Origin of the sequence: Dactylosporangium sp. NBC_01737, assembly GCF_035963215.1 — a bacterium.
Classification (GTDB): Bacteria; Actinomycetota; Actinomycetes; order Mycobacteriales; family Micromonosporaceae; genus Dactylosporangium.
The window spans coordinates 2,756,237-2,780,218 of the sequence record NZ_CP109153.1 but is presented as its reverse complement, the minus strand read 5'-3'; the positions used below and the strand labels follow the sequence as shown (position 1 = coordinate 2,780,218).

The following is a 23,982-nucleotide window of genomic DNA, read 5'->3' as shown; positions in this document are numbered from 1 at the left end:
CGCACCGTCAGGCGCTGCCGGCCGGTGCTGCGGGCGGGCAGAATGCCTTCGTCAGCACGGCGTCGAGGTCGTCGGGGACCGCGGTACCCCAGGTGACCGCGACGGTGAGGCTCCGGCGAGCGCCGGCCGTGACCGCCGACAGGCTCGAGTACCCCACGAAGTCGCCGGTGTGCCCGTACGCCGTGACGCCGCAGGGCAGTTCCCACCGCATCAGACCCAGCCCGTACTGCTCGGCCGGCGGGGTCGGCGTGATCATCTCCCGCCACAGGGCCTCGCGGAGCAGCCGGCCACCGGCCAGGGCGGCGAAGAAGCGATTCAGGTCAGCTGCGGTCGAGATCAGCTCACCGCTGGCCCCCGCCACGGACGGGTTGAACGCCGTGATGTCGACCGGGTTCGGATGGCCGTCCACGACGGCCAGAAGATAGCCGTGCGGGTGTGGGCCGCGGATTCGCGGGTACGTTCCCGGCATCGCGGTGCCGCGCAACTGCAGCGGCCGGATGATCCGCCGTTGGACCTCGGTGCCGTACGGCTGTCCGGTGACCTGCTGGACGAGCAGGCCGATCACGATGTAGTTGGTGCTGGAGTACGACCACCCGGCGCCGGGTTCGAACAGCGGCCGGTGCGCGGTCGCGAGCCGCACCAGCTCCCGCGGTTCCCAGGTGCGCCAGCGGATGTTCACCAGGGCCGCCGGATCGTGCAGTGGAAGGTCGCCGAGATAGTCGTACAGGCCGCTGGTGTGGTTGAGCAGGTGACGGACCGTGATGCGGGTGCCGTCCGGCACGAGGCCGGGCAGCCACCGCTCGACGGTGTCGTCCAGCCGCAGCTGGCCCTCGCCGACGAGTTGCAGCACGACGGTGGCCATGAACGTCTTCACGATGCTGCCGGCCCGGAACCGTCCGGCGGCCGGGACCGGGCGGGCGGTGCCGAGCTCCGCGATACCGCTGGTGCCCCCCCAAGTGCCGTGGTCGTCGCGAAGTTCCGCCAACGCCCCGGCCGCCCCGTCTGCCACCAGCTCGTCGAGCGCCTGCCGCAGCACACTGCGGTCCTCGGGCCGCGCATCGGTGGCGGCCGCGGCGTCAGCGTCCACTGCGACAACGGCAAGTGCTGCGGCGAGCAGCCACGACACTGCGCGCACCTTCATCTTCGGTTCCTCCACATGCCGGACCGGCGCCCGCCACGGGCGCCGGGCGTAGGACGGGCGTAGGACGGGCGTCAGCAGACGTCGATGTACCACACCTTGTCCCAGATGATCGGCATGGTGTAGCTCGGCGCCGTGGACTTGACCAGGACGTTGCCCGGGCGGCCGAGGAAGCGCGTCACCGTGCCCGGCGTCTGGTGGTTGATGAACTCCGTCAGCTTGTCGTACTGGTGGAAGTCGTGCACTGCGCGGGTGTTGCAGGTGCGCATGATGAACACCTTGAACATGTTCCGGGTCGGGTCCCAGACGTCGACGCAGAGCGTCCCCGTCTCGCACCGCTGGCCGCGAACGCCGATCGTCGACCATAGGACCTTGTCCGCCGGCGGATACATCGTCGGCTCGACGGCCACGGCCGCCTGCGTTTCGGTCGTCGTGGTCGCCCTGGCCCCGGGCGGTGCGGCGCTTGCCGCGCTGACGGGCACGGCAAGGGCCGCCACGACCAGCGTGATGGTGATGAGCATTCGGCTGAGCATGATCTGTACCTTCCTGTCGATAGTGGCACCTACGGCTTTGTCCCGATGACCGCACCATTCGCCCCCGGTGCCTCGAACCAGACGGTGCGGACGTCCTGGAAACCGGCGTCGTGCAGCCACTGCGTGTATTCGCTCGGTGTGTAATTGCGGCCCTCCGTCTCGATGAGCATGTTGAGGCTCATCAGCGCCGCGGGCGCAGGCCCGGTGTGCTCGTCGTTGACGAGTAGCTCGGAGATGATTACCCGGCCGCCGCTGGGCAGCGCAGTCCAGCACTTCTGCAGGAGCGCGCGGCAGCGGACCTCCGACCAGTCGTGCATGATCATGGACAACAGGGTCGTGTCGTGCCCGCCGGGCAGCGCGGCATCGGCGAAGAAGTCGCCGACCACCGTCGCGATCCGGTCGGCAAGACCTGCTGCGCTGACCTTGCCGGCTGCGATGTCGGCGACCTTCGGCAGCTCGTAGACGGTCGCGGTCAGGTCGGGATAGAGGCGGCACAGTTCGATGTCGTATGCCCCGGAGCCGCCGCCGACATCGAGTAGCCGGCGGGCGCCGCGCAGATCGACGGCCTCGCCCAGCGCGCGGGCGGTGAACGTCGACAGTGAGTGCATCGCCTCCCAGAACACCGCGAGCAGTTCCGGATCCTCACCGTCGAAGAGCGAACGCTGCCGGTCCGGATGCCACGTGGTCGGCCGGTTCGTGCGGATGGCGTCGGTCAGCTTGGCCCAGCCGGGGTACAGCCGCTGGTCGAGCATCTGCACCCAGCCGCCGAAGTAGGAGGGTTTGCCGCGGACCAGGAACTCCTCGGCGAGCGGGCTGTTGACATAGCGGCCGTCGTGCTTGCTGAGCAGCCCGAGCGCGGCGCATCCGGTGAGCAGCATCCCCGCCGGTCGCTCCTCGATCGCGAGCGTCTCGGCGAGCTCGCCGGCCGTGGTGCCGGCCGTGCTGGACAGACGGGAGAACAGGTCGAGCTCATGGGCCGCCGCGACCGTTTTGAAGGCCCAGAATCCGGTCGTCAGTTGCATCAAGGGAACGGGGGACAGCGGTCCGTCTGGGTCCGTGGTCATAGAACCTCCACAGCATTGCGTCGTCGGTCATCGGGATCTCGCGTGATGCCTGCCGGTGCGGCAGGAGAACGTCCGCCGACCACAGTGCCGTCGCGCCCTACACGGTCTGCCATACACTGATGTGTAGATCGCGTCGGGCACCCGTTCCACCGGCCCGCCCGGTGGCGCCCGGTGAGCGGGCTTCCCGGTCGGGGCCTCAGCGGGAGACGGGGATCATGGAGTTTCGGATACTGGGCACCCTGGAGATCAGGGACAATGCGGGGCGGCTGCTCTCGCCGCCCCGGCGCAAGCAGCGGCTCCTGCTGGCCGTGCTGGTGCTGCGCGCCAACGCGCCAGTGGCCACCGAGACACTGCTCGACCTGCTGTGGCCCGAGGCTGCCCCGGCCTCGGCGCGGGCCAACCTGCAGTCCTACGTCAGCGACCTGCGACGGTTGCTGCACGCCCACGAGCCGGACGAACCCCCCCGCCTGCACCGCGAGCCCGGCGGGTACGTGCTGCGGGCCGGGCCGCAGGAGCTGGACGCCATCGTCTTCGAGACCCTGGCCGGCCAGGGTCGGCAGGCGTTGACCGAGCGGCGCCACGCACCCGCCGCCGAGCAGCTGACCCAGGCCCTCGCCCGATGGCGCGGACCGGTGCTGGAAGACCTGTCACTGCCGGCCGCGCTCCAGCCGGAGGTCGAACGGCTCGAACAGCTGCGGATCGCGGTGCTGGAGGACAGCATCCAGGCCCGGCTCGACCTGCTTGAGCCGGCGATGCTCGCCGCCGAGCTGGCCGAGCTCACCGCCCGGCACCCGCTGCGCGAGCGGCTCTGGGGGCACCTTATGCTCGCCCTCTACCGCGCCGGGCGGCAGGCCGACGCCCTCAAGGCCTACCAGCAGGTCTACCGGCTGCTGGACGAGGAGCTCGGGGTTCGGCCCGGCCCAGCGCTGCAGCGGCTCCACCAGCGAATCCTGGCCGCCGACCCCGCCCTCGCACCGCCGGTCGGCCCGCATGCGGCGATGCCGGTGCGGCAGTTGCCAGCGCCGCCGCCGATGTTCACCGGCCGCACCCGCGAGCTGGCCGCGCTGGAGCGGGCGCGGGACGCGTCCACCGTGGTAATCGGCGCGATCGACGGGATGGCCGGGGTCGGCAAGACCGCCCTCGCCGTCCACGTGGCGCACCGCATCGCCGACCGGTACCCGCACGGGCAGCTGTTCATCGACCTCCACGGCCACACGCCGGGCATGGCGCCCCGCGAGCCCGCCGACGCGCTCGAGCACCTGCTGCGCACCCTCGGCGTTCCCGGGCCCCAGGTCCCCGACGCCCTCGACGAGCGAGCCGCGCTGTACCGCACTCGGCTGGCCAACCAGAAGATGCTGATCCTGCTGGACAACGCCGCCACCGAGACCCAGGTGACACCGCTGCTGCCTGGCAACCCGGGCTGTCTGGTGCTGATCACCAGCCGGCGCCGGCTGTCCGGGCTCGACCGCACGCATACACTCTCCCTGGACACGCTGCCGGCCCCGGACGCGGCCAGCCTCTTCGTCCAGACCTCCGGCCGGGGCCACCTCGGCGATCAGCCGGCCGACCTGGTGGCGGAGCTCGTCGAGCTGTGCGGCCGGCTGCCTCTGGCCATCCGCATCGCGGCCGCCCGGCTGCGGTCCCACCCCACCTGGGACCTGTCCCACCTGGTACAGCGGCTGCGGGACCAGCAGCACCGGCTCGGCGAACTGGAGGCCGGGCAACGCAGCATCACCGCTACCCTGGACCTCTCCTACCAGCACCTGACCCCCGAGCAGCGACGCGCCTACCGGCTACTCGGCCTGCACCCCGGCGCCGAGACCGACCCGTACGCCGCGGCCGCCCTCCTCGACTCCACCCTTGACCAGGCGGGGCGCCTGCTCGAGCACCTCCTCGACGCCCACCTGCTGCAGGAACCCACACCCGGCCGGCACCGCTTCCACGACCTGGTCCACGACCACGCCGCGCACACCGCATCGCGCGAGCAGACCGGCTCCACCGGCCGCGCCGCGCTGCATCGGCTTCTCGACCACTACCGGCACACCGCCGCGCTCGCGGTCGACGCCGCACACCCTTACGAGCCCGAAGGCATGCCCGACGTACCGCCCGCGAGCACCCCAAGCCCCGACATGAAGAATCCGGAAGCTGCGCTCGGCTGGCTGGACAGCGAACTGACCAACCTGCTGCACGCCGCCGGGTATGCCGCCGAGCACGGCCTTCCCGAGCACGTCCTGCACCTGTCGTCCATCCTGCCCCGGCCGCTACGCGCCCGGGGCCGCTACCACGACGCCGAAGCCCTGCACCATCAGGCCCTGGTCACGGCCCGGGCCACCGGCCATCGCGCCGGCGAGATGGAGGCGCTGGCCGCGCTCGGCCACATCGACCGGCTTCGAGGCCGGTATTCGCAAGCCGCCGATCATCTCCAGCAGGCTCTGCAGATCGCCCGGGCCACCGGCCACCGCGTCGGCGAACTTGACACGCTGACCGGCCTCGGCCGGGTGCATTGGATGCAGGGCCGGTATCAGCAGGCTGCCGACCATTTCGAAGAGGTCCTGCGAATCGCCCAGGCCGCCGGCCACCGCGTGCTGGAACTGGACGCGTTGACCGGCCTCGGCCGGGTGTACTGGATGCAGGGCCGGCATACCCAGGCTGCCGAGCAGTTCGAGGAGGTCCTGCGGATCGCCCGGGCCGCCGGCCACCGTGTCGGCGAGCTCAATGCCCTGACCGGCCTCGGCCACATCCACCGGATGCAGGCCCGGTACGCCCAAGCCGCCGAGCATTACCAGGGGGCGACTGGTCTGGCCCGGACCACCGGCCACCGCGTCGGTGAACTCAACGCGCTGACCGGCCTCGGCCAGGTCCAGCGGCTGCAGGGCCGGCTCGAGCAGGCCACCAGCAGCTTTCAGAAGCTGCTTGAGCTGGCCCACCGGACCGGCGACCGCAACTACGAGTTCGAGGCCGTGCAGGGCCTGGGCCGCGTACGACACGCCACCGGCGACCCGGACAAGGCCGCCGCCCACCACGCCACGGCGCTCACCCTGGCCGACGAGCTCGGCCAGCCGGTCGATGAGGCCCGCGCCCACGACGGACTCGCCAACGCCCACCACGCCCGGGGCCGGCACGAGCAAGCCCGCGAGCACTGGCAACGCGCCCTGACGATCCTCACCGGCCTCGGCATCGACCGCACCGACGACGAGGAAGCCACCACCGAGGCCATCCGCGCGCACCTGAGGTCCGTCGCGGCCACCTGATCGATCGGCGGGCCATCCCGCAAAGGCCACCATGGATTCTGGGATGAAAGCCGGTACCGGGGGCGTTACACGCGAACGCCAAACGGGAGAAGGGAACCGACATGCGGACATGGATGAGACTGTCGAAGCTCGTGACCGTAGCAGCAGCGGCAGGATGTCTCGCGACAACCGGAGGCTCGACGGCGGGCCGCCCAGGAGAGGACGGTCGCTGAAACGACCGCCCGTGGCGCCTGCGGCGGCGGGGTGCTGCTCGACGGCATCAGGGCCCTCGACGTCCTCGAGGAGGGCGAGCGCGACGACGGTACATCCTGAACGAGAACGGCGTGCACGACGTAAAGATCTGGCCGGTGACCGCGGCCTACGTGTCGATGGGCGAGGGCCAACGGGTCGAGGTCGACAAGTGTGTACCGGTCGGCGCCGAACTCCGGCTCTGGGATGACGACAGCCCTCTCAATCCAGACGATTTCATGGGCGTCATCGAGATCTTCAGCGAGTCCACCGTGGACAAGCACTTCGACAACGGCGCGAGCAGATACAGGCTCGGAGTCCTGGGGTGGAAGGCCGGCGACCGCTGCGACACGGACCTCATCCTCGGCGCCCTCGAGTACGGCATCTGGACCCGCGACGTCCAAGACCAGCAACTCGTCCACCACAGCGACCGCGGGGCCAGTACACCTCGGCCGAGTTCCGCACCACACTGCGGCTGCGGCCGTCGATGGGCCGGTTCGGGTCGTGCGCGACAACACAACCCTGGAGACCAGCGTCGCGCAGGTCTTCAACCAGCGCGGCGACGGCGTCATCGTCCGCGGCGCCCCCGCCACGGTCTCCCGCCACGACCGTCAGCCGCACCTTGGCGCCTGGATCCGGCGGCTGCCAGCGCGGGCGTTCGTGATCGAGTACTCGGTCCTGCTGCGCCAGTACATGAGCATGATCGTGGTGGACGATCGCGAAATTCTGTGGGAAGCGATGGAACGCAAGCTCGCCGAACGGCCGGACGACTTCAAGCGGACCGGATGAGGACGGCAAGACAAGACCAATCTTGACGTCGGCTCATGCCGCCGGTCGGGCGCAGCGGCTCGCCAACGACCGTCACGCTCTGTAGATCACTGTTTGCAGCCCGGTCCTCGGCCGGAGCTCACTCGTGCCGATGTGCGCGCACGTGATCATGGCTGAAGCATCCGCTCCACTCGCCGACCGCGCCGCCGTGGCCGCTGACACCCACGGCCGAGTCAGCCGGGGAGGTCCTCTGGACGCTTTGCGGCAAGCTTGCCCTGCAGCAGTCCGGTGGACTGGCCGACCTCGATGAGGTATCCGTCCGGGTCCCGCATGTAGCAGCGGATCTCAGCCTGGCGGTCGATCGGCGGTGTCAGGAACTCCGCGCCCTTCGCCTTCCACTCCTCGTAGTAGGCGTGGATGTCGGCGACCCGCAGGTTCAGGAAGGTCGATGTGGTGTCGCCAGGCTGGTAATCGACCACTGAAATGCCTGGCTTGTCGGGGGTGGGCGGGCCACCGGGGTTCATGATGATCCACGAATTGGACAGCCTGACGATGCACGGGTTCTCATCCAGCACGACGGTGCCGCCCAGAATGCGCGAGTAGAAGTCGCGGGACCGCGTTACCTCGCGCACGGTGATGAACAGCGTCACCAGAATGCCCTCGGCGGGCGCGGGGAGGTTGGCGAAGTCGGGCGCAGGTTCTGTCATGAGATTGCTCCATTCTGGCGCATTGGAAGACGTCGGTCCTGGTCACGTGCGGTGAGGTCGATTTCTCGTCTCAGTCAGTGGTCCCGTGCTGGCGGACCACCCGGTCGATGCGGCGGTCGGGGATGATCCACATGATTGCCGTGCCGACGAAGCACGCGAGGGCAATCCAGACGCCGATGCGCCCGCTCCGGTCGATCGCCAGGGCGCTGAGGATCCCGGCGAGGTAGAACGCGGGGGAGAGTTTGCCCTTGAGGTCACTGCCGACGGCCTGCCCCAGCGGCGATTCCGGTCCCTGCCGCCGGATGATTACCGTCTGGAGCACGAAGTATGTGATGGCCGCGGCAAGGAGGTTCAGGCCGTACATGACGACCGGGGTCGGCTCGAACCTCGACTCGTCCATCCAGGCCGTCGTGAACGGCAACAGCGACAGGCAGAACAGCAGCGCCAGGTTCGCCCACAGCACCCCGCCGCTGACCTGCCGTACCAGATGGAACATGTGATGGTGGTTGTTCCAGTAGATGCCCACATAGACAAAGCTGAGGAGATAGGTCAGCAGCCCGACACCGGTCGTGTGGAGAAGGCCGGCGAGGTCGTGATCCTCCGGCACCTTCAGCTCCAGCACCATGATCGTGATGATGATGGCGAGCACCCCATCACTGAACGCCTCGAGTCGACTGGTTCTCACCGGCCTACCACCTTTGCCCTCTGGTGATCCCTTTATTCGACGCTGTCATGTCATGTCCTGTCCTTGTTGCTGGTAGCTGGTGGCAGGCCGAGGACCGTGGCTGCCCGAGCCCGTCGACACGAGCACGGACCCGTACGTGGGCGCCGAGCGGGAGTCCGCTCAACCCGTGAGGCCGGACAGCCGGTGGGTTGCGACAGCGCATCTCCCGTACGTGTCCTGTGACACCTCGCCCAGTGAGTCACAGGTCGCCGGACTGCCCTGTCTTGGCTGGTGTTCACCCGCGTACCATATGGAGGAGAAGATGAGCTTCCCGACCAGCGATGACGCCCTCCTGCACAAGCTCGAGCGCAACGTCAGGGCAGAGTTGACGGAGGTCGAGACCGGCCGGACCGAGGACGCCCTCGCAGTACCGATCGACGAGTGGATCTTCGACCCGGCGGATGCCCAGCGCGAGAAGGCGGGCCTCCGCAGCCTTCTCGGCGCGGTCGAGGCCCTGGAAGACGGCTCACGGCTCGCCGAGCGAGACGGAGACCGAGATGCCTGAAAGCGGCAGCCACATGGCCGCCCGCGACCATTGCCTCAGCCTGGTACGCGCCGTGGACCGGCCCACCGGGCCGGCCCGCTACGGGCGCATGTTCCCCGGCCTGGACCCGCTGGGCAGCGACCCCGGGCTGCTGATGCGAGCGGGCGGCAACGGCGGAGTGTGCGACGCCGCCGCGGTCCTGGACCGGCTGAGCCCCGACGGCAACGACGCCACCGAGGCCGCCGGGTGGCCGTTCTTCGGCCAGCTGATCGCCCACGACATCACCGCCGACCGCTCACCCATCACCGGCGGTGTCGACCCCGAGGAACTGCGCAACGCCCGCGCCCCGAAGCTCAACCTGGAGATCATCTACTCGGACGGCCCGATCGGCTCGCCATACCTGTTCGACTTCGGCGACCCGGCGAGGTTCCTGCTCGGCCCCGACGGCGGCGACGTGCCGCGCAACCAGCAGGGCGTGGCCCTGATCGGCGACCCCCGTAACGACGTGCATATGTTCTCGCTGACCTTGCACGTCGCGCTGCTGCACGCGCACAACCGCATCGTCGAGCGGCTGCGCGAGCGCGGGGTGCCCGAGGCCGACGTCTTCGACCAGGCGCGGATCACCCTCACCTGGCACTACCAGTGGATCGTGGTCCATGACTTCCTGCCCCGGCTCGTCGGGGCGAGCCTGGTCGAGCAAGTGCTCGCCGAGGGCGGCCGGTGGTTCGCGCCGCCGCCGGGACAGGCGTACATCCCGCTGGAGTTCGCCGACGCGGCCTTCCGCTACGGCCACGGCCAGATCCGGCACACCTACCGGCTCGTCGATGGCGGCCCCGCGGTGCCGCTGTTCCCCGACCTGGTCGGGTTCGGCCCGCTGCCCGCCGACCGGCGCCTGGACCTCACACAGGTCTTCGACGTGCCCGGCCACCCATCCGCCCAGCGCGCCAAACGCATCGACGGCCGGCTCGCCGCCAGCCTCATCGGGCTGCCCGAGCGGGTCACCGGCGCGGTCGACACCGCCGCCCACCGCTCGTTGGCCGTACGCGACCTGCTGCGCGGCGGAACCACCGGGCTGCCCAGCGGCGAGGCGGTCGCCCAGTTCGTCGGCGCGGCGCCGCTGACCTCCGACGAACTGGAGCAGGCCTGGCGGCACGGCACCCCGCTGTGGTTCTACATCCTCAAGGAGGCCGAGCACCGCGGCGGCGGCGACCGGCTGGGCCCGGTCGGCGGACTGATCGTGGCGGAGGTCCTGATCGGACTGCTCCGCGCCGACCCGGCGAGCTACCTGAGCCTGGAACCGGACTGGGAGCCGATCCTGCCCGCCGCCGGAGCGCGCTTCGGCCTGACCGACCTGCTCACCCTTTAGCGGCATGCGCTCCGTGTGTGACATGCGCGCGAGTCACAACTGGCGGTGCTGTCCGGTCATAGCTGGCGTAGCCGGGTGAACGCCCGGCCTCCTGACCGGGACAGACGTGTGAGAGAAATGAAGATCGCCGTGCCGGGTGGTACCGGGCTCATCGGGTCGCAGATCGTCAAGATCCTTCAGGCGGAGGGGCACGAGGCGGTGCCGCTGTCCCCGTCGAACGGGGTGGACCTGCTGACAGGCGAGGGCCTCGACACCGGGCTCAAAGGCACCGACGTCGTGCTGAATCTGACGAACTCGCCGACCTTCGACGAGGCGTCGGCCGACTTCTTCCGGACGACGATGGACAATCTGCTGGCGGCCGCGCAGCGTGAGGGCGTCGGCCACGCCGTGATCCTGTCGATCGTCGGCGTCGACCAGGTGCCGGATCTCGCCTACTACCGCGCCAAGGTGCTGCAGGAGGAGATCCTGAAGGCCGGTCCGGTGCCGTACTCGATCGTCCGCGCCACCCAGTTCTTCGAGTTCGTCGACGCGATCGTCTCCTGGACCACCGACGGCGACACGGTGCGGCTGCCCAGCACGCCGGTGCAGCCGATGGCGTCGGCCGACGTCGCGAAGGCGGTGGCCGAGGTCGCCGTGGGCGCGCCGCTTCAGGGCACCCGGAACGTGGCCGGCCCCGAGGTCTTCACGCTCGACGAGTGGGGCCGCGCCGCGCTGGCCGCCAAGGGTGACAAGCGCCCGGTCGTCGTCGACCCGGCCGCCGGCATGTTCGGCGCGGTGCCCGGCGATGTCCTGATCGCCCCGGAGGGCGCAGTCCTCGCGGAGACCACCTACCGCGACTGGCTGACCCGCTAGTCGCCGAGATCGGCGGCCGGCGCCTCGTTGAGGTGCTGGCCGCCGATCACGTTCAGGAGCTCCAGTTTCTCGTGGCTCTCGCTGCCGGGTTGCGCGGTGTAGACGACCAGTTGCTGCGACTGGTCCGGATCGATCAGCCGCTGGCAGTGCAGGTCGATCGGCCCGACCTCCGGGTGCACGAGCTGGACCGGGCCGCAGTAGCGGCTCGCCACCGGATGCTCGCGCCAGAGCGCGGCGAATTCCGGGCTTTGCTTGAGCAGCGCGCCGACCAGCGCGCCCGCCCGGGAATCCTTGCCGTCGCGGATGTAGGACTCGTGCAGGTCCGCGACGATGAGCGGCCCCTCCGCGGGCCGGAGAAGCCGCGTTGCCGGGTCGGTGAACCAGCGATAGTGCAGGCTGCGCGTGAGACCCTTGTGGACGCTCTCGTCGCCGATCAGGGCGACGGACAGCTGGGTCTGCAGCAATGTCTCGCCGAGCGGGCTCAGCACCTGCGCCGCGGCATCTCGCAGACCGTCGAAGATGCGCATCATCCCAGGGTTGACGTGGTCGTCGGTGGAGCGGCGCGGGGTGGCGTACCCGGCGAGCCGGAAGAGATGGTCACGCTCCTCCATGGACAGGCGCAGCCCGCGGGCGAGCGCGCCGAGGATCTGCTCGGAGGGATGGGGACCGCGCGGCTGCTCGAGGCGGCTGTAGTAGTCGATCGACATGTCAGAGAGCACCGCGACCTCCTCGCGGCGGAGGCCGTGCGTGCGCCTCCGCCGCCCGCGGGGCAGGCCGACGTCCTCCGGTTGCAGGGCTTCACGACGGGTACGCAGGTACTCGGCCAGCCGGGCGCGGTCCATGCTCACACCGCCATGAACTCGACGCCGGCGAAACGCTGCGAGACGTCCCACAGCCTGGCGGCCGCGGCCTCGTCGCGTGCCGGTCGGTAGGGGTCCAGCTGGGCCGGACCGCCGGTGAACTGGCCGAACCCGTCCGGGCCGTAGAAATGGCCGCCCCCCGCCTCGGGGCTGGTGGCCGCGTACAGGGCCGGGAGCAGGCCCCGGTCGACGCCCTGGACCAGCACGCCCCAGCTCGCCAGGCGCTTCATGACGGCCTCGATCGGCGAGGGCTTCTCCCGGCCCATGTTGGGGCCGGCGGCGTACAGGCCGGTCAGGGCCGTGCCCGGGTGGGCGGCGTTGCTGACGATCCCCCACCCGGCCGCTCGCGAACGCCGGTCGAGCTCGAGCGCGAACATCAGGTTCGCGAGCTTCGACTGGTTGTACGCGCGGACCGGCGCGTACGCCCGCTCGCTCTGCAGGTCCTCCCAGTTCAGCTTGGCATGCCGCGCCGCGCTGCTGGTCATGGTCGTCACCCGGGCCTCGCCGGCGCTCAGCAGCGGCAGCAGCCGGCCGGTGAGCGCGAAGTGCCCGATGTGGTTGGTCCCGAACTGCAGCTCCAGGCCGTCGGCGGTGGTGTGCCGCGTGGCCGGCGTCATCAGCCCGGCATTGTTGACCAGGATGTGGACCGGCCGCCCCTCGGCGTTCAGGGTGTCTCCCAGCGCGCCCACCGACTTCAGCGAGGCCAGGTCGAGCTCGCGGAGCGACACGTCGGCACCGGGTACCTCGGCGCGGATGCGGCTCAGCGCGGCCTCGCCTTTGGCCTCATCGCGGACCGGCAGGAGGACCTCGGCACCGGCCGCGGCCAGGCGGGTCGCCAGACCGAGTCCGAGGCCGCTGCTCGCTCCGGTCACGACGGCGAGCCGTCCGGTCAGATCAATGGTGTTCTGCATGGTTACCTTCTTCATGCCTCAACGCTGACGCCGCTGCTCGTTCGCAACCATGTCTTGCCAGTACAAGGCTCAGCGGCGGTGCCAGCCCCGCAGCTTCGCGGGGTTCAGGACGACGCAGAGGGTCGTGGCCCGGTCCTCGTCGCAGCTGACGGCGATCACGGCCACGGCGGTGCCGGCCCGGCGGATCGCCAGGCCGGCGCGCCCGTTGATGCTCTCGATCGTCAGGTCGGTTCCGGGCAGCAGGGCACAGAGCAGCGGGGCGACCTCGGCTGCTCCGTGCACGGGACCGATCGGGGCGGGTACGCGGCCGCCGCCGTCGCACACGGCGGCGGCGTCCGGATCGAGGACGGTCTCGATCGCGATGACCTCGCCCGTTCGGCAGGCAGCGGCAAGCCGATACTTCGTGACAGCGGGCAAGGCTGCGATCTTGTCAAGATTGATCATCCACGGCACCTGGTCGATACCCGCCTCGGAGGCGTTGATCGTGGCCGTTCGGGTGGGGCCGAGCGAGACCGTCAGAACCACGCCGGCAGCTGTGCGGGTGGGGGCGGGCGCCGCTGCCTGAGGCGTCATCGCGAGCCCGGCGCCTGCGGCCATGCCGACCGCGGCGGTGCAGATGAGCGAATGCTCCGTGATGTACCCCATAAAACAGGAATCTGAGAGTCTTCTTTGGATAGTGTCGGCCTGTGCGCCTCAACCGCTCCACGGACATCAGCCTGCGCATCCTGATGCTGGGTGCCACTCGGGAGGGCCTGCTCACCATCGACGAACTGGCCGACGCGGTCGCCGTACCGCGGCACCATCTGGCAAAGGTCGTGCAGCGCCTCCAGCACCTCGGGCTGCTGGAGACCGTGCGTGGACGCAGCGGCGGGGTGCGCCTGGCCACCGCGGCCCGAACGGCGTCCGTCGGCGGGCTGGTGCGTGAGCTCGAGGGCGAGACGGAGGTCGTCGAGTGCACCGGCGACCCGGCGTGTCCCCTGAGCCAGGGCTGCCGGCTGCGCGGAGCGCTGCGGCGCGCGCAGGAGGCCTTCTACGCCACCCTCGACCCGATCACGATCGATGACCTCACCGCGCCACCCGTGCGGCAGGTGCTGTTGAGCCTGGGCCGCTCCTGATCGCGCGACCCATTCCCCTCATCTGGAGAACAACCATGCTGTCAGCCACGAATTTCCCGGTCGTCGAGGCGACCCTCCCGGTCGTCGCCGACCACCTCGACGCCATCTCGGACGTCTTCTACCGCACGATGCTGGACGAGAACCCCGACCTGCTCAACCTGTTCAGCCGCAGCGCGCAGGCCACCGGTCAGCAGCGGCAGGCGCTGGCCGGTGCGGTGGCGGCCTTCGCGGCGCACCTGGTCGGCACGGGCCCAGACGCCGTGACGTTCGAGCACCTGGTGAACCGGATCGCGCATCGGCACTGTGCGCTGGGCATCCGCCCCGAGCAGTACACCATTGTCGGCCGATACCTGCTCGGAGCGGTCGGCACAGTGCTCGGCGACGCTGTGACCCCGCAGATCGCGGCCGCCTGGGACGAGGTCTACTGGCTGTTCGCCACCCGGCTGATCGGACGCGAGACGCGCATCTACGCCGAGGCCGGAACGGACGGCGAAAACCCCTGGCGCGAGTACGTCATCGGCAGCAAGACCGCCGAGGCGGACGACACCGTCTCGTTCGTCCTCACACCGGCCGACGGCCGCCTGGCCCCCCGGTTCCTGCCCGGGCAGTACGTCACCGTCGCCGCCGATCTGCACGACGGCACGCGCCAGCTCCGCCAGTACTCGCTGTCGCAGGCCGCCGACGACCAGACCTTGCGCATCACTGTGCGGCGGGTGCGCGGCAACGGCGGGGCGCCGGACGGGGTCGTCTCCAGCTTCCTGCACGACCACATGGCCCCCGGCGACCGGCTGCGATTGAGCCAGCCATACGGCGACCTCGCCCTGACTCCCGGCGACACGCCGCTGCTGCTGGTCAGTGGCGGGGTCGGCGTCACGCCGATGGCCGCCATCCTGGACCACGTGGCCCGCACTCAGCCGGCCCGGCACGTCACCGCCGTCCACGCCGACCGCAGCCTCGACCGGCACCCGCTCCGCGCCCACATGCACGCCAGCGCCGCACGGCTGCACTCCTTCGACTACCTCGTCTGGTACGAGCAGCCGACCCCGGACGCATTCACCGGTCTGGTCGACGTGGACGCCATCCCGGTGCGCCCCGACGCCGAGGTGTACCTGTGCGGCCCGGTCCCGTTCATGCAGGCAGTCCGCACCGGTCTGCGTCGCCGCGGCGTCCCCGACGAGCGGATCCGCTACGAGGTGTTCGGCTCCGAGCAGTGGCGTCCAGCCCCGGTGCCAGCCCGCTGAAGTCTCCGGCGGATACGACGTTTGCGTACCGAACGGTCAGTGGCGTCGAGGAGGTGGTCGAACTCGCCGCGGCGGGCGCCGTCGAGCCAGGCGTCGAGTTCGGCCGGGGTGAACCTCAGGACGTCCGGAACTGCGGCCGACCGTGCGCTGCGGCTCGCTGCGTCGTCATCACGCTCCGTATGCCGCCCCGGCGGCGATGCCGCCGGCACCGGTTCTAGACCCGATTGGAGAACGCAATGGACGATGAACAGTTCTGGCAGACGATCGACGTGACCCTGCAGCGCTCCGCCCAGGACACGGATGAGCAGGCCGAAGCGCTGCGCGATGTTCTCGCCGGCCTGCCCGACGCCGAGGTCCTCGACTTTGACCGGCGGCTGGTCGCGGCGAACCACGAGCTGTACACGTGGACCCACATTGCAGCCGGAGCGTCGATGTCGAGATGGTTGCGGCCGTAGACGGCTGACCTGTACCGTGCCAAAACTCGTCGCACACGATGTGAGCTGCTGATTCGTTGCCAAGGCGCAGAATGGCGTGCGTGCTTGTTCGGCTGTTGTACCTGAGTGCGGTGCGGGTTTTCGGCTGGTTACCGCAGGCCACGCGGAGCGAGTCCGCGATGGTCGCCGAGCTGCTGGTGCTGCGCCACGAGGTAGCCGTGTTGCGCCGCCAGGTCGGTCTGCCGCGGCTGTCGTGGCCGGAACGAGCGGTGCTGTCCGCGCTGGTCCGCGCTCTACCGCGAGAACTGTGGAAGCATCGGATCGTCACCCCGGCCACCCTGCTGGCCTGGCACCGCCGACTGGTCCGCCGGCACTGGACCTACCCGAACCGGCTCGGACGACCACCGATCAGCGACGACATCCGTGCCCTGATCCTGCGCCTGGCCAGGGAAAACCCCGGCTGGGGACACCGACGCATCCAAGGCGAACTCGTCGGGCTCGGCCACCGCGTCGGCGCCGGCACCATCCGCCGCATCCTCGCCCGATCGAGGACCGGCCCCGCCCCGCGTGAGATCGACACGAGTTGGCGGACGTTCCTGCGGGCCCAGGCGTCCGGACTGCTGGCGACCGACTTCTTCCACCTCGACACCATCACGCAGCGACGGCTGTATGTGCTGTTCGTCATGGAGATCACACCCGGCGGGTGCACATCCTCGGCGTGACCGCGCACCCGACCGCTGCCTGGACCACCCAGCAGGCCCGCAACCTGGTGATGGATGTCGGTGATCGGGTCACCGCCTTCCGGTTCCTGGTTCGTGACCGCGACGCCAAGTTCACACCGGCGTTCGACGCCGTGTTCGCCGCCGAAGGCATCGAGGTGGTGAAGACGCCGCCGCGCACACCCCGGGCGAACGCGTTCGCGGAACGCTTCGTGCGCAGCGTCCGGGCCGAGTGCACCGACCGGGTATTGATCTACAACGAACAGCACGCTCGCACCGTGTTACACGACTACGAGGACCACTTCGACCGGCACCGGCCACACCAGAGCCTGGATCAGCATCCACCCGACCACGACCCCGGCGTGGTCGTCGCGATCGACAAGCCGATCCGGCGACGCCGCGTCCTGGGCGGCGTGATCAACGAGTATCACCGGGCCGCTTGATCCACTCGACAAATCCCCAGCTCACAGCCTGAACACAGTTTTGGCACGGTACACGCTAAATGGCCGCCTGCGGGGAGTATTCACTGGCCGCGGACAATACCCGGCGTGCCGCCGCGCCTCATCCCGTGTGACGGCCTGCGAGCGGCAGCCACCGCCAGCGATCTGCCCGGGTGAATAGCGCACTCACGGTCAATAGGACCCGGCCCGCCGCGTGACTGCACACGCGGCGACCCGATGTCCGGGTCAGTCGATCGAGCCGGGAGCCGCCAGCCAGGTGGTCTGTTGCTGAGTCGTCCGCGCGATCGTCTCGAAGTCGTGGTCGTAGTGCAGCAGTGACAGGCCGGACAGCTCGGCGGCCGCCGCGACCAGCAGGTCGACCGCGCTGGGTCCCTGGTGCGCCGAACCGTCCACGAGCATCTGCTGGACCTCGGCGGCTCGATGCCACACGTCGTCCGGGGTCACCACCCACGTGAACACCGATCCCAGCAACGCCGCATACCGGTCGTGGTCGGCCTTGGACTGCACTCCGCGAAGGAACTCGAGCTCAGTGAGCGTGCAGATGCCGATCACGCCGGCCCGCAACTGCGGCTGCCACAGCTCCTGCACCCGCTGGTTACGCAACAGGCGCACCACGGCACTCGTGTCGGCGAGAAACCGAACTGTGCTCACGGCCGGTAGTTCCCCTTGTCAAGCAGATGATCGAACGCGCCGGTAGCGGCGATCTCGGTCAGCTCCTCCAGAGCCTTCGCGCGACGCTGGACGGCGGCCACCTCGCGGAGCGCGGTGTTGATGGTGTCCTTCTGCGTCTTCGTCCCGAGCAGGGCCGTCGCCTCCGCTAGGGCGTCCAAGTCGATGTCGATGAGCTTCTTGGTCATAGCGGCCCCCATATATCCAACCCAGGCGGTCAGTATATACGTTCGACCGACGCTCGACGAGTGCTCGGCGGAGCGGACCAGCGAAGGTCACGGCGGGACGTCTCGACCGTCTTCGTCGTAGCGGGCAGCGCCAACCTGCTGGTCGGCATCGGGGGTCGCGGGACTGCTGTACCGGCACCGAAGAGTGATCCGCAACGCCTTCCGACACCCGGCATACCAGACCGGACAACTCATACCATCGTGATTCGTAGGCGGCTCACGCATCACGGACGGTCGTTCTGAACGCTTGGACGGTCCACCCACCTAGCGACGACGTCGACCGGCAGAGAATTCGCGACCTTGATTCGACCGCCCGCGGGCCGACAAGGATGTCGGCTTCGGACTCGTCCGAGAGGGTGGTAGCCACAGCATCCACCGGTGTGGAGGCCAGAGGGTCGTAATCCCGCGCCACAATGAGATCAACGGAGAGGACTGGTGGCGATGAACAACTACACCGCAGTCTGCTGGCGTTCTGGCGACTGATGAGCGATCACCTAGCCAGAGGTAAAGGGCATCCACAGCCAGGCGCGACGGCTCGCCGAGGCCGAGACGATGATTCGAGAGGCCACCGCACTGTTTCTGGACGTCGAGCCAGACTCCTTTCACGGTGACCGTGTGACCCGAAGTCCCCGACGCCGAGGACGTCCTCGACGCGCTCCGCGCCCGGAAGGAAGCTCAGCAGGCCGACCGACGCGCGACTGAAGCGACGAGGAGGGCACTGGGTCGCCTGATCGCGGACCGCATGACCGTCCGCGATGCCGGGCGCGTGTTCGACCTTTCGCCGCAGCGAGTGTCACAAATTACCGGCAAGGGCAGAAAGGCGCTTGTCCGCCGCAGGCGCAGCCACGTCGCGCAGCAGCGACCTGCCTGAATCTTGCCTTCAGCGGTTACGTCGCCAGATCGGCCGCAGACTTGTGAGCCCTGCCCCCGATTCCGGCGGGACGGCTGCCGGCCGCGTCCTGGTGCATCTGCTTGGTGACGCTCTGGTATGTATCCCGGGTCAGTGTGGTGGTCGAGTGGCCGAGTTGCTCGGACACGACCTTGATGTCGACCCCGGCGTCCAGGGCGATAGTCGCCGATGGGTGTTGGAAAACGGCAACAACTCGCGCAGCAAGCTGATCTCGCGCTCGCTGCCCAGCTGCGTCACGATCGGAAGTGCCTGCAGCGCTGTCACACCGCACCCTGGCCGGCACCCGAGTCTCCATGCCGACGCTGTCGTCGCTCACGTAATTCAGCTGGGAACACCAGATCGTGGTGAGCCCCGCTGGGTGGCACCGTAGCGTCAGCAACTGGGCGCTATGTCGCTCCAATCTGGACTCCGACGGCCAGATCCATAGTGCTGCTCGAGATCGAGCCAGTATGCCCGTTGCAATGCGTTCCACTCGCGGTCGACGAACGTTGACGACCGGCCCGGCCTTGCCTGAACCAAGGCCCACCTGGGCGCCAGACGGGCACCGCGCAGGAGTTTGGCCTCGTAGGCCGACGGGCCGAGGTCGATCGTGTGCAGGCCGTTGGCTACGGCGTACCGGATCGGTTCGTAGTAGCACGTGGTGAAGTAGGCGGCCGTCTGGCGGGCGAGGGCGTCGTCAAATCCGGCGGACCGTACGTAGAGGGTACCGTCGAAGGCGATCGCGAACGCGAACGCGATGACCTGCCCGCGCAACCGGGCGACGAAGAAGACAGCATGGCGTTCGAGCGGGCCGGACGAGAACGACGTCAAGTATCGGCCTGCGCCGTCCGGGGTGGAGGGATGGCCATGCCTGCGCTGGAGGGCGCTCAGCAGGGGTGCCGCCTCGGCGATCAACGACGGCCGCGGTGTCTCGACCGTGACCGCGACCCCGGCCTCGGTGGTCCGGCGAAGGTCGCGAACAATGTTTGTCCGTCGGGATTTCGGCCGGGTGGCCACATATTCGTCGAAGGATTCCCACTCGACGTCGACAACGGCGCCAGGCGCCTGCAACAGGCGGGCGACACCGTGGTCGAGGTGCACGGCGAGCTCGGCGGCGGTGGCCCGGTCGAGGTAGAGCATGCCCCACCCGGCGACAGCTTGCTCGCGCGCCACCTCCTCGACAGCCGCTCCGATCGCCAGGGCTGCGGCCAGCCGCCGCGACGGCGTCGGGGGCAGCAGGACACCGCCGCGGTAGCCGGACGTCCCGCCCAGGATCAGCTGTGGTTCGCCGTCGGCGACCCCGAGGTCGGGCCCGAACAGGCGCGAAAGGTCGTACCGGTCGCCGGCGGTCGACCCGGCACAGAGGATCGCTGCTTCCGGGCCTATGGCTTCGTCAAGGATGATGGCTGACTGCGGGCGGCCCGACTGTTGCTGGTACGCCTCGAGCCACTCCCATTGCGAGAACAGCGACTGGCTACGGGCGAGCGTGTTCCAGCGTTGCGATCCGAAGCGCGACAGGGGCTTGAGAGACACCCCGCAGGCGCGGGTTTCGGCAATGACGGTCATGGCTGTGCTTCCCTTCACAGGCGTGGTCGGAGGCGAGCTTGAGCGCGGCGAGGCGAGAGGCGAGATGGTGCGTCGATACCACGCTGAACCACAGCCAGGCCACGACAAGCGCCCCGGCACAGACGGCGATGGCGGTACGAGGCCCCCAGTGCTGGGCGGCGAACCCGCCCAGCGCTGCCCCGACAGGTACGGCGACGAAGGTCATGGTGCGGTACGCGGCGAACGCCCCCGACTGGATGTGGTCCGGCGTGATCGCCTGACGCAAGCTCACGCTGTGGACGTTGACCAGTGTCAGGCCGAAGCCGTAGATCGCGAAGGCCGCGCCGGCCGTAGCGACCGCGACGACTCCGTTGCCGTGACAGAGCACCAGGGCGGCCAGGCCGACCGAGGCTCCTCCCTTGCCGGCGATCAGCACGGCCCGCAGGCCCCACCGCTGACCGGCCCGACGGCCAAGGATCGCCCCGGCGAGCGCGCCGAGGCTCCCGATGCCCATGACCGCACCCAACGAGGTCGGGCTCAGGGTGAGCGTTCGGACGGCGAAGACCACGAACGCGACGGCAACCGCCTGTTCGAACAGGTTGTACACAATGGAGTGTCGCAGCAGAAGTCCGGTGACCGGGTGCCGTAGGACGAATCCGAACGCGGCTGGAACCCGGTGGATCGCCGAGCCCGCAAGCCGCTCGCGACCCTCCCGGTGCCTGATGAGGATCAGCCCGGTGGCGGCGACCACATAGGACACCAGGTCGAGGATCAGGGTGGCGGGCGAACCGATCGCGGAGGCCAGCGCTCCGCCGATGCCGGGACCTACCGCCTGGCTGGACGAGTAGCTGGCCTGCATGGCCGCGTTCCCTGCCACGAGCCGGTCACGTCCGATCAGCCTGGGCAGGTACGTCTGCGTGGCTACGTCGAACGCGGCGGTAAGTGCGCCGATGACGAACGCGACCAGGTACAGCCACGTCATCGTCAGCTCACCGGCGATCCACAGCAGATACGCCAGGGCCAAGGCGGCGGCCCGGCCCATGTGCGCCACCAGCATCACCGGGCGGCACCGGTACCGCTCGACCACGACGCCGGCCACCATCGGGGCGAGCAACACCGGGGCGTATTGCGTGGCAGTCAGCAACCCCATCTGGGTCGGGTTGGCATCGAGCACCACCAGGGCAACGAGCGGGAAGGCCACCGCGCTCACCCGGCCTCCCACACCCGAGATCGTCTCGCCGACCCAGAGGAGCCGGAAGTCGCGATGCCCTCGAAGAAGACCGGACGTCATGGGCGCACCTCTGGCCCCAGACCCAGCGCGTCGGCCGAGGCACGCCGCACGTCCTCGTCCGGGCCGGCGAAGATCGCGTAGCCCAGCCGGTCACTGTTGCCCCGCAGTGGCGGCACGCGCACACCGCTCGGCGCCCAATACTTGAGTTCGTGCAGATACCGTCGCACGTGCTCGGGACTGCGAGCTATCGGGTACCGCGGCCGTACGACCAGGCCACCGTCCATGGCACCGAAGAACCGGATCGCCGCGGCCGGGGCGGTAGGCACCTGCGGCTGGAGCCGTTCGCCCGTGACAGCGGCCAGTTCGGCGAGGTAGAGGTTCCATCCGGTGGCCAACTGGACGAGCTTTGCGATGTTCCCGCCGGCCGGTCTGGCTGCGGTCTCGATGATGACCACACCGCCGGACGGTTCCAGCTTGACCTCGGTGTGGGTCACACCCGCGCCGAGCCCGAGCGCGTCCACGGTCAGTGCCACGGTGCGCACGATCGCGTCGCGCTGGTCCGTGCGCAGCGCCGCCGGCACGACGTGGCTCACTTCGACGCAGTGCGGCGGCGCGGTCGTCTGCTTTTCCGTCACCGCGACGATGGTGGTGTCCCCCGGCGCCCACGTCACGGCCTCGACGCTGAACTCTGGCCCGGACACGTACCGGTCCACGACCGCACGTCCGGTCAGGGAATGGGCCCGGGCGACATCGATCGCGGCGTCCAGACCGGTCGGGTCGTCGACCACCGCGACTCCGCCACTGGCCCCGCCGTCGGCCGGCTTGACGACGACTGGGAAGTCTAATGTGGACGCCAACCGAAGGGCGTCCTCATGGCTGTCCGCGCAACCCAACTGCGGTGACGGCAGCCCTGCCGCGGCGAGTCGGGCATGCATGGCTGCTTTGTCCCGGAAGACGCCGGGTGGCACCCGTGGGGACGGCACGCCGAGGGTGAGCGCGACCTGCCGGGCGGCGTCAACGGCGAGTTCCTGCCAGCAGACGATGGCGTCGAAGCTCGCCGGTGCCGCGAGGGCGGCCGCGGTCAGCGACGCCGGGTCGGTGACGTCTGCCGGGGCCCACCAGTCGCAGAGATCGACCGGGACCCGGTCCGGGGTATCGAGAACACCGACATAGTGGCCGGCATCGCGCAGCGTCATGAGTCCGAACTCGCGGTGTGCGCCGAGACCGGCGATCAGCACCTTCACCGGCGACGCCCCCGAATCGTGAGCGGCGTCCAGTCACGCAGGCCGACAGCTCCCCGCGCCACAAGGGACTCCAGCGCGGCCCGGGAGACCAGCGGTGTCAACATCTGGATCGTCGAGATGTCCATATCCGAGCGATCCAGGCACAGCACGAGCCGGCGGTAGCCCGCGTACCGGACACCACGCTCGGTCTCCGACCCTTCGTTCACCGTGAGGTCGATGCCGGGAGGCGCAATGATCGGCCCGTTCCTCGGCGCCGGCAACTCAAGCGCGATCCATCGTGGTCGGACTGCGGGTAGGTGTCCGTCGACGACGCTGCTGAGGGCATGGACGGCATGCGGGTCCACGCCGGTCGCGGCAAGACCCAGATTGGTCATCCCGCTGAGCCGACCATTGATTTCCAGGACCTGCAGCGTCTCGCTGTCGTCAACGACGAAGTCGATCTGCCACGGTCCCTGCGGCTGGGCCGACGCGACGACCTCGGAGATGAAGGCGGCGAGATCGGCCTGAACGTGTGCCGGGAGCCCGGCCGGCATCACCCGGCCTCGACGCATCGGTCGGCAGGCCGGATCGAGCGGACCGAACGCGGCAACCGGCCACGTCACCGTGGCGCCAGTCGTAGTCATCAACTCGATGCCGTACTCCTCACCACGGAGAGCAGCCTGCGCGAGTACCGGATACCGGACCGACGCCGCCAGATCACGCAGCTCGACCTCGGCGGTCACGTAGTGACGTCCCGTGCCCGGCATGCTCCGGGCCTCCTTGACCACCAGCGGCAGACCGAGACGGACCGCCGACCCGAGCAGCTGGTCGGCGTCGAGGCAGGCCTCACCGCGCGGCACCGGCCAGCCGTGTCGCTGCGCCTCGCGATGGAAGGCGACCTTGTCGCACGCGATCGTTGCGAAGTCCGGGCTGTGGACGGGCATCCGGCGGCCAGTGCCTCGCCACCACCCGCCGCAGGCAGCCAACTCTGGCAGGAGCTGCTCGTTGGTCGGTTCCAGGTTTGCGAGAACGAGCTCAGGCTGGATCGCGTTCAGCGTGGCCGCGAGGCCGGCGGACGTACGGGCAAGGGGAACCTGCCGCACGCCGTCGTCGAGATGGCCGTTGAGGTCGACGGCAGTGCACACGGCGATGTCTCGTGCACCGAGGTGGCGCAGCGAGCGCACCAACCGCTCGACGCGGTACTCGCCGATGATCAGCACGTCTACGAGTGGCGTTCGCCGCCGTAGAGTCGCACCTTCCATTATCGTGCGAGTATCGACGAAAGAAGTCATATTTCCCCCGTTGATTGATTGTCAGCGTGCAAATTGGTCTGGATCGAGTT

The 23,982-nt window shown here is 69.4% G+C and carries 24 protein-coding genes; 10 read left to right on the top strand and 14 right to left on the bottom strand.

The window, feature by feature from the left end:
- Positions 1–7: 7 nt before the first annotated feature.
- The 3 genes from OHA72_RS12310 to OHA72_RS12300 form a co-directional block, all read right to left on the bottom strand.
- Complete coding sequence (locus OHA72_RS12310; protein WP_327007979.1) at positions 8–1,141, bottom strand: serine hydrolase domain-containing protein; 1,134 nt, start codon at positions 1,139–1,141, stop codon at positions 8–10.
- Positions 1,142–1,212: 71 nt separating this feature from the next.
- Positions 1,213–1,671 carry a hypothetical protein gene (locus OHA72_RS12305; protein ID WP_327007978.1) on the bottom strand — a complete coding sequence of 153 codons (459 nt, stop codon included), beginning with the start codon at positions 1,669–1,671 and terminating at the stop codon, positions 1,213–1,215.
- A gap of 29 nt (positions 1,672–1,700) precedes the next feature.
- Positions 1,701–2,693: a methyltransferase gene (locus tag OHA72_RS12300; protein ID WP_327007977.1), complete on the bottom strand. Its 993-nt coding sequence runs from the start codon at positions 2,691–2,693 to the stop codon at positions 1,701–1,703.
- 257 nt (positions 2,694–2,950) lie between these two features.
- On the opposite strand from OHA72_RS12300, the gene OHA72_RS12295 reads away from it, so the two are divergent.
- The gene (locus OHA72_RS12295) at positions 2,951–5,986 is read left to right on the top strand and encodes an AfsR/SARP family transcriptional regulator (RefSeq protein WP_327007976.1); all 3,036 of its coding nucleotides are present in this window, start codon (positions 2,951–2,953) and stop codon (positions 5,984–5,986) included.
- Positions 5,987–6,718: 732 nt separating this feature from the next.
- Positions 6,719–7,003, top strand: a complete 285-nt coding sequence (locus OHA72_RS12290; RefSeq protein WP_327007975.1) for a hypothetical protein — start codon at positions 6,719–6,721, stop codon at positions 7,001–7,003.
- A 212-nt stretch (positions 7,004–7,215) separates the two neighbouring features.
- Here OHA72_RS12290 and OHA72_RS12285 read toward each other — a convergent pair whose 3' ends face one another.
- Positions 7,216–7,689 (bottom strand): VOC family protein, encoded by a 474-nt coding sequence (locus OHA72_RS12285; RefSeq protein ID WP_327007974.1) that lies wholly within the window; start codon positions 7,687–7,689, stop codon positions 7,216–7,218.
- Between the two features lie 70 nt (positions 7,690–7,759).
- A complete protein-coding gene (locus tag OHA72_RS12280; RefSeq protein WP_327007973.1) occupies positions 7,760–8,338 on the bottom strand; it encodes a TMEM175 family protein in 579 nt (192 codons plus the stop codon).
- A gap of 337 nt (positions 8,339–8,675) precedes the next feature.
- On the opposite strand from OHA72_RS12280, the gene OHA72_RS12275 reads away from it, so the two are divergent.
- The 3 genes from OHA72_RS12275 to OHA72_RS12265 all read left to right on the top strand — a co-directional run bounded on the left by OHA72_RS12275 (position 8,676) and on the right by OHA72_RS12265 (position 11,115).
- A complete protein-coding gene (locus OHA72_RS12275; protein WP_327007972.1) occupies positions 8,676–8,918 on the top strand; it encodes a hypothetical protein in 243 nt (80 codons plus the stop codon).
- Positions 8,911–10,263 carry a peroxidase family protein gene (locus tag OHA72_RS12270; RefSeq protein WP_327007971.1) on the top strand — a complete coding sequence of 451 codons (1,353 nt, stop codon included), beginning with the start codon at positions 8,911–8,913 and terminating at the stop codon, positions 10,261–10,263. Before OHA72_RS12275 ends, OHA72_RS12270 begins: the two co-directional genes overlap by 8 nt.
- Positions 10,264–10,380: 117 nt before the next feature.
- Entirely contained in the window at positions 10,381–11,115 is a 735-nt protein-coding gene (locus tag OHA72_RS12265; RefSeq protein ID WP_327007970.1) for an SDR family oxidoreductase, read from the top strand.
- Here the strand turns inward: OHA72_RS12265 and OHA72_RS12260 are convergent.
- From OHA72_RS12260 to OHA72_RS12250, 3 genes are read right to left on the bottom strand one after another with little or no spacing between them, the layout of a single operon-like run.
- Complete coding sequence (locus OHA72_RS12260; RefSeq protein WP_327007969.1) at positions 11,112–11,957, bottom strand: helix-turn-helix transcriptional regulator; 846 nt, start codon at positions 11,955–11,957, stop codon at positions 11,112–11,114. The genes OHA72_RS12265 and OHA72_RS12260 overlap by 4 nt on opposite strands.
- A gap of 2 nt (positions 11,958–11,959) precedes the next feature.
- Positions 11,960–12,901, bottom strand: a complete 942-nt coding sequence (locus OHA72_RS12255) for an SDR family oxidoreductase (RefSeq protein WP_327007968.1) — start codon at positions 12,899–12,901, stop codon at positions 11,960–11,962.
- 54 nt (positions 12,902–12,955) lie between these two features.
- Positions 12,956–13,483 carry a sigma-70 family RNA polymerase sigma factor family protein gene (locus OHA72_RS12250; protein WP_327007967.1) on the bottom strand — a complete coding sequence of 176 codons (528 nt, stop codon included), beginning with the start codon at positions 13,481–13,483 and terminating at the stop codon, positions 12,956–12,958.
- Positions 13,484–13,572: 89 nt separating this feature from the next.
- Here OHA72_RS12250 and OHA72_RS12245 point away from each other — a divergent pair, with 89 nt between their 5' ends.
- The 5 genes from OHA72_RS12245 to OHA72_RS12225 all read left to right on the top strand — a co-directional run bounded on the left by OHA72_RS12245 (position 13,573) and on the right by OHA72_RS12225 (position 16,838).
- Positions 13,573–14,001: an RrF2 family transcriptional regulator gene (locus OHA72_RS12245; protein WP_327007966.1), complete on the top strand. Its 429-nt coding sequence runs from the start codon at positions 13,573–13,575 to the stop codon at positions 13,999–14,001.
- A gap of 35 nt (positions 14,002–14,036) precedes the next feature.
- Positions 14,037–15,242, top strand: coding sequence for a globin domain-containing protein (locus OHA72_RS12240; RefSeq protein ID WP_327007965.1), 1,206 nt, complete (start codon positions 14,037–14,039; stop codon positions 15,240–15,242).
- Between the two features lie 236 nt (positions 15,243–15,478).
- Positions 15,479–15,697, top strand: a complete 219-nt coding sequence (locus tag OHA72_RS12235; protein ID WP_327007964.1) for a DUF4240 domain-containing protein — start codon at positions 15,479–15,481, stop codon at positions 15,695–15,697.
- A gap of 80 nt (positions 15,698–15,777) precedes the next feature.
- Positions 15,778–16,398: a hypothetical protein gene (locus OHA72_RS12230; protein ID WP_327007963.1), complete on the top strand. Its 621-nt coding sequence runs from the start codon at positions 15,778–15,780 to the stop codon at positions 16,396–16,398.
- Positions 16,380–16,838, top strand: a complete 459-nt coding sequence (locus tag OHA72_RS12225) for an integrase core domain-containing protein (RefSeq protein ID WP_327007962.1) — start codon at positions 16,380–16,382, stop codon at positions 16,836–16,838. Before OHA72_RS12230 ends, OHA72_RS12225 begins: the two co-directional genes overlap by 19 nt.
- Positions 16,839–17,081: 243 nt before the next feature.
- Here the strand turns inward: OHA72_RS12225 and OHA72_RS12220 are convergent, their stop codons facing one another.
- From OHA72_RS12220 to OHA72_RS12195, 6 genes are all read right to left on the bottom strand, one after another.
- Positions 17,082–17,507, bottom strand: coding sequence for a PIN domain-containing protein (locus OHA72_RS12220; RefSeq protein WP_327007961.1), 426 nt, complete (start codon positions 17,505–17,507; stop codon positions 17,082–17,084).
- Positions 17,504–17,713 carry a type II toxin-antitoxin system VapB family antitoxin gene (locus OHA72_RS12215; RefSeq protein WP_327007960.1) on the bottom strand — a complete coding sequence of 70 codons (210 nt, stop codon included), beginning with the start codon at positions 17,711–17,713 and terminating at the stop codon, positions 17,504–17,506. The genes OHA72_RS12220 and OHA72_RS12215 overlap by 4 nt, the downstream gene beginning before the upstream one ends.
- 1,321 nt (positions 17,714–19,034) lie before the next feature.
- The gene (locus OHA72_RS12210; protein ID WP_327007959.1) at positions 19,035–20,207 is read right to left on the bottom strand and encodes a GNAT family N-acetyltransferase; all 1,173 of its coding nucleotides are present in this window, start codon (positions 20,205–20,207) and stop codon (positions 19,035–19,037) included.
- Entirely contained in the window at positions 20,116–21,477 is a 1,362-nt protein-coding gene (locus OHA72_RS12205) for an MFS transporter (RefSeq protein WP_327007958.1), read from the bottom strand. The genes OHA72_RS12210 and OHA72_RS12205 overlap by 92 nt, the downstream gene beginning before the upstream one ends.
- The gene (locus OHA72_RS12200) at positions 21,474–22,661 is read right to left on the bottom strand and encodes an ATP-grasp domain-containing protein (protein WP_327007957.1); all 1,188 of its coding nucleotides are present in this window, start codon (positions 22,659–22,661) and stop codon (positions 21,474–21,476) included. The genes OHA72_RS12205 and OHA72_RS12200 overlap by 4 nt, the downstream gene beginning before the upstream one ends.
- Positions 22,658–23,860, bottom strand: coding sequence for an ATP-binding protein (locus tag OHA72_RS12195; RefSeq protein WP_327007956.1), 1,203 nt, complete (start codon positions 23,858–23,860; stop codon positions 22,658–22,660). The genes OHA72_RS12200 and OHA72_RS12195 overlap by 4 nt, the downstream gene beginning before the upstream one ends.
- Between the last annotated feature and the right edge of the window lie 122 nt (positions 23,861–23,982).

Coding starts and splice junctions, on each gene's coding strand:
- OHA72_RS12270 (WP_327007971.1), top strand. CDS start 8,911: ATGCCTGAAAGCGGCAGCCACATGGCCGCCCGCGACCATTGCCTCAGC.
- OHA72_RS12275 (WP_327007972.1), top strand. CDS start 8,676: ATGAGCTTCCCGACCAGCGATGACGCCCTCCTGCACAAGCTCGAGCGC.
- OHA72_RS12250 (WP_327007967.1), bottom strand. CDS start 13,483: ATGGCCGCAGGCGCCGGGCTCGCGATGACGCCTCAGGCAGCGGCGCCC.
- OHA72_RS12310 (WP_327007979.1), bottom strand. CDS start 1,141: ATGAAGGTGCGCGCAGTGTCGTGGCTGCTCGCCGCAGCACTTGCCGTT.
- OHA72_RS12210 (WP_327007959.1), bottom strand. CDS start 20,207: ATGACCGTCATTGCCGAAACCCGCGCCTGCGGGGTGTCTCTCAAGCCC.
- OHA72_RS12205 (WP_327007958.1), bottom strand. CDS start 21,477: ATGACGTCCGGTCTTCTTCGAGGGCATCGCGACTTCCGGCTCCTCTGG.
- OHA72_RS12295 (WP_327007976.1), top strand. CDS start 2,951: ATGGAGTTTCGGATACTGGGCACCCTGGAGATCAGGGACAATGCGGGG.
- OHA72_RS12215 (WP_327007960.1), bottom strand. CDS start 17,713: ATGACCAAGAAGCTCATCGACATCGACTTGGACGCCCTAGCGGAGGCG.
- OHA72_RS12240 (WP_327007965.1), top strand. CDS start 14,037: ATGCTGTCAGCCACGAATTTCCCGGTCGTCGAGGCGACCCTCCCGGTC.
- OHA72_RS12235 (WP_327007964.1), top strand. CDS start 15,479: ATGGACGATGAACAGTTCTGGCAGACGATCGACGTGACCCTGCAGCGC.
- OHA72_RS12285 (WP_327007974.1), bottom strand. CDS start 7,689: ATGACAGAACCTGCGCCCGACTTCGCCAACCTCCCCGCGCCCGCCGAG.
- OHA72_RS12305 (WP_327007978.1), bottom strand. CDS start 1,671: ATGCTCAGCCGAATGCTCATCACCATCACGCTGGTCGTGGCGGCCCTT.
- OHA72_RS12260 (WP_327007969.1), bottom strand. CDS start 11,957: ATGGACCGCGCCCGGCTGGCCGAGTACCTGCGTACCCGTCGTGAAGCC.
- OHA72_RS12300 (WP_327007977.1), bottom strand. CDS start 2,693: ATGCAACTGACGACCGGATTCTGGGCCTTCAAAACGGTCGCGGCGGCC.
- OHA72_RS12255 (WP_327007968.1), bottom strand. CDS start 12,901: ATGAAGAAGGTAACCATGCAGAACACCATTGATCTGACCGGACGGCTC.
- OHA72_RS12265 (WP_327007970.1), top strand. CDS start 10,381: ATGAAGATCGCCGTGCCGGGTGGTACCGGGCTCATCGGGTCGCAGATC.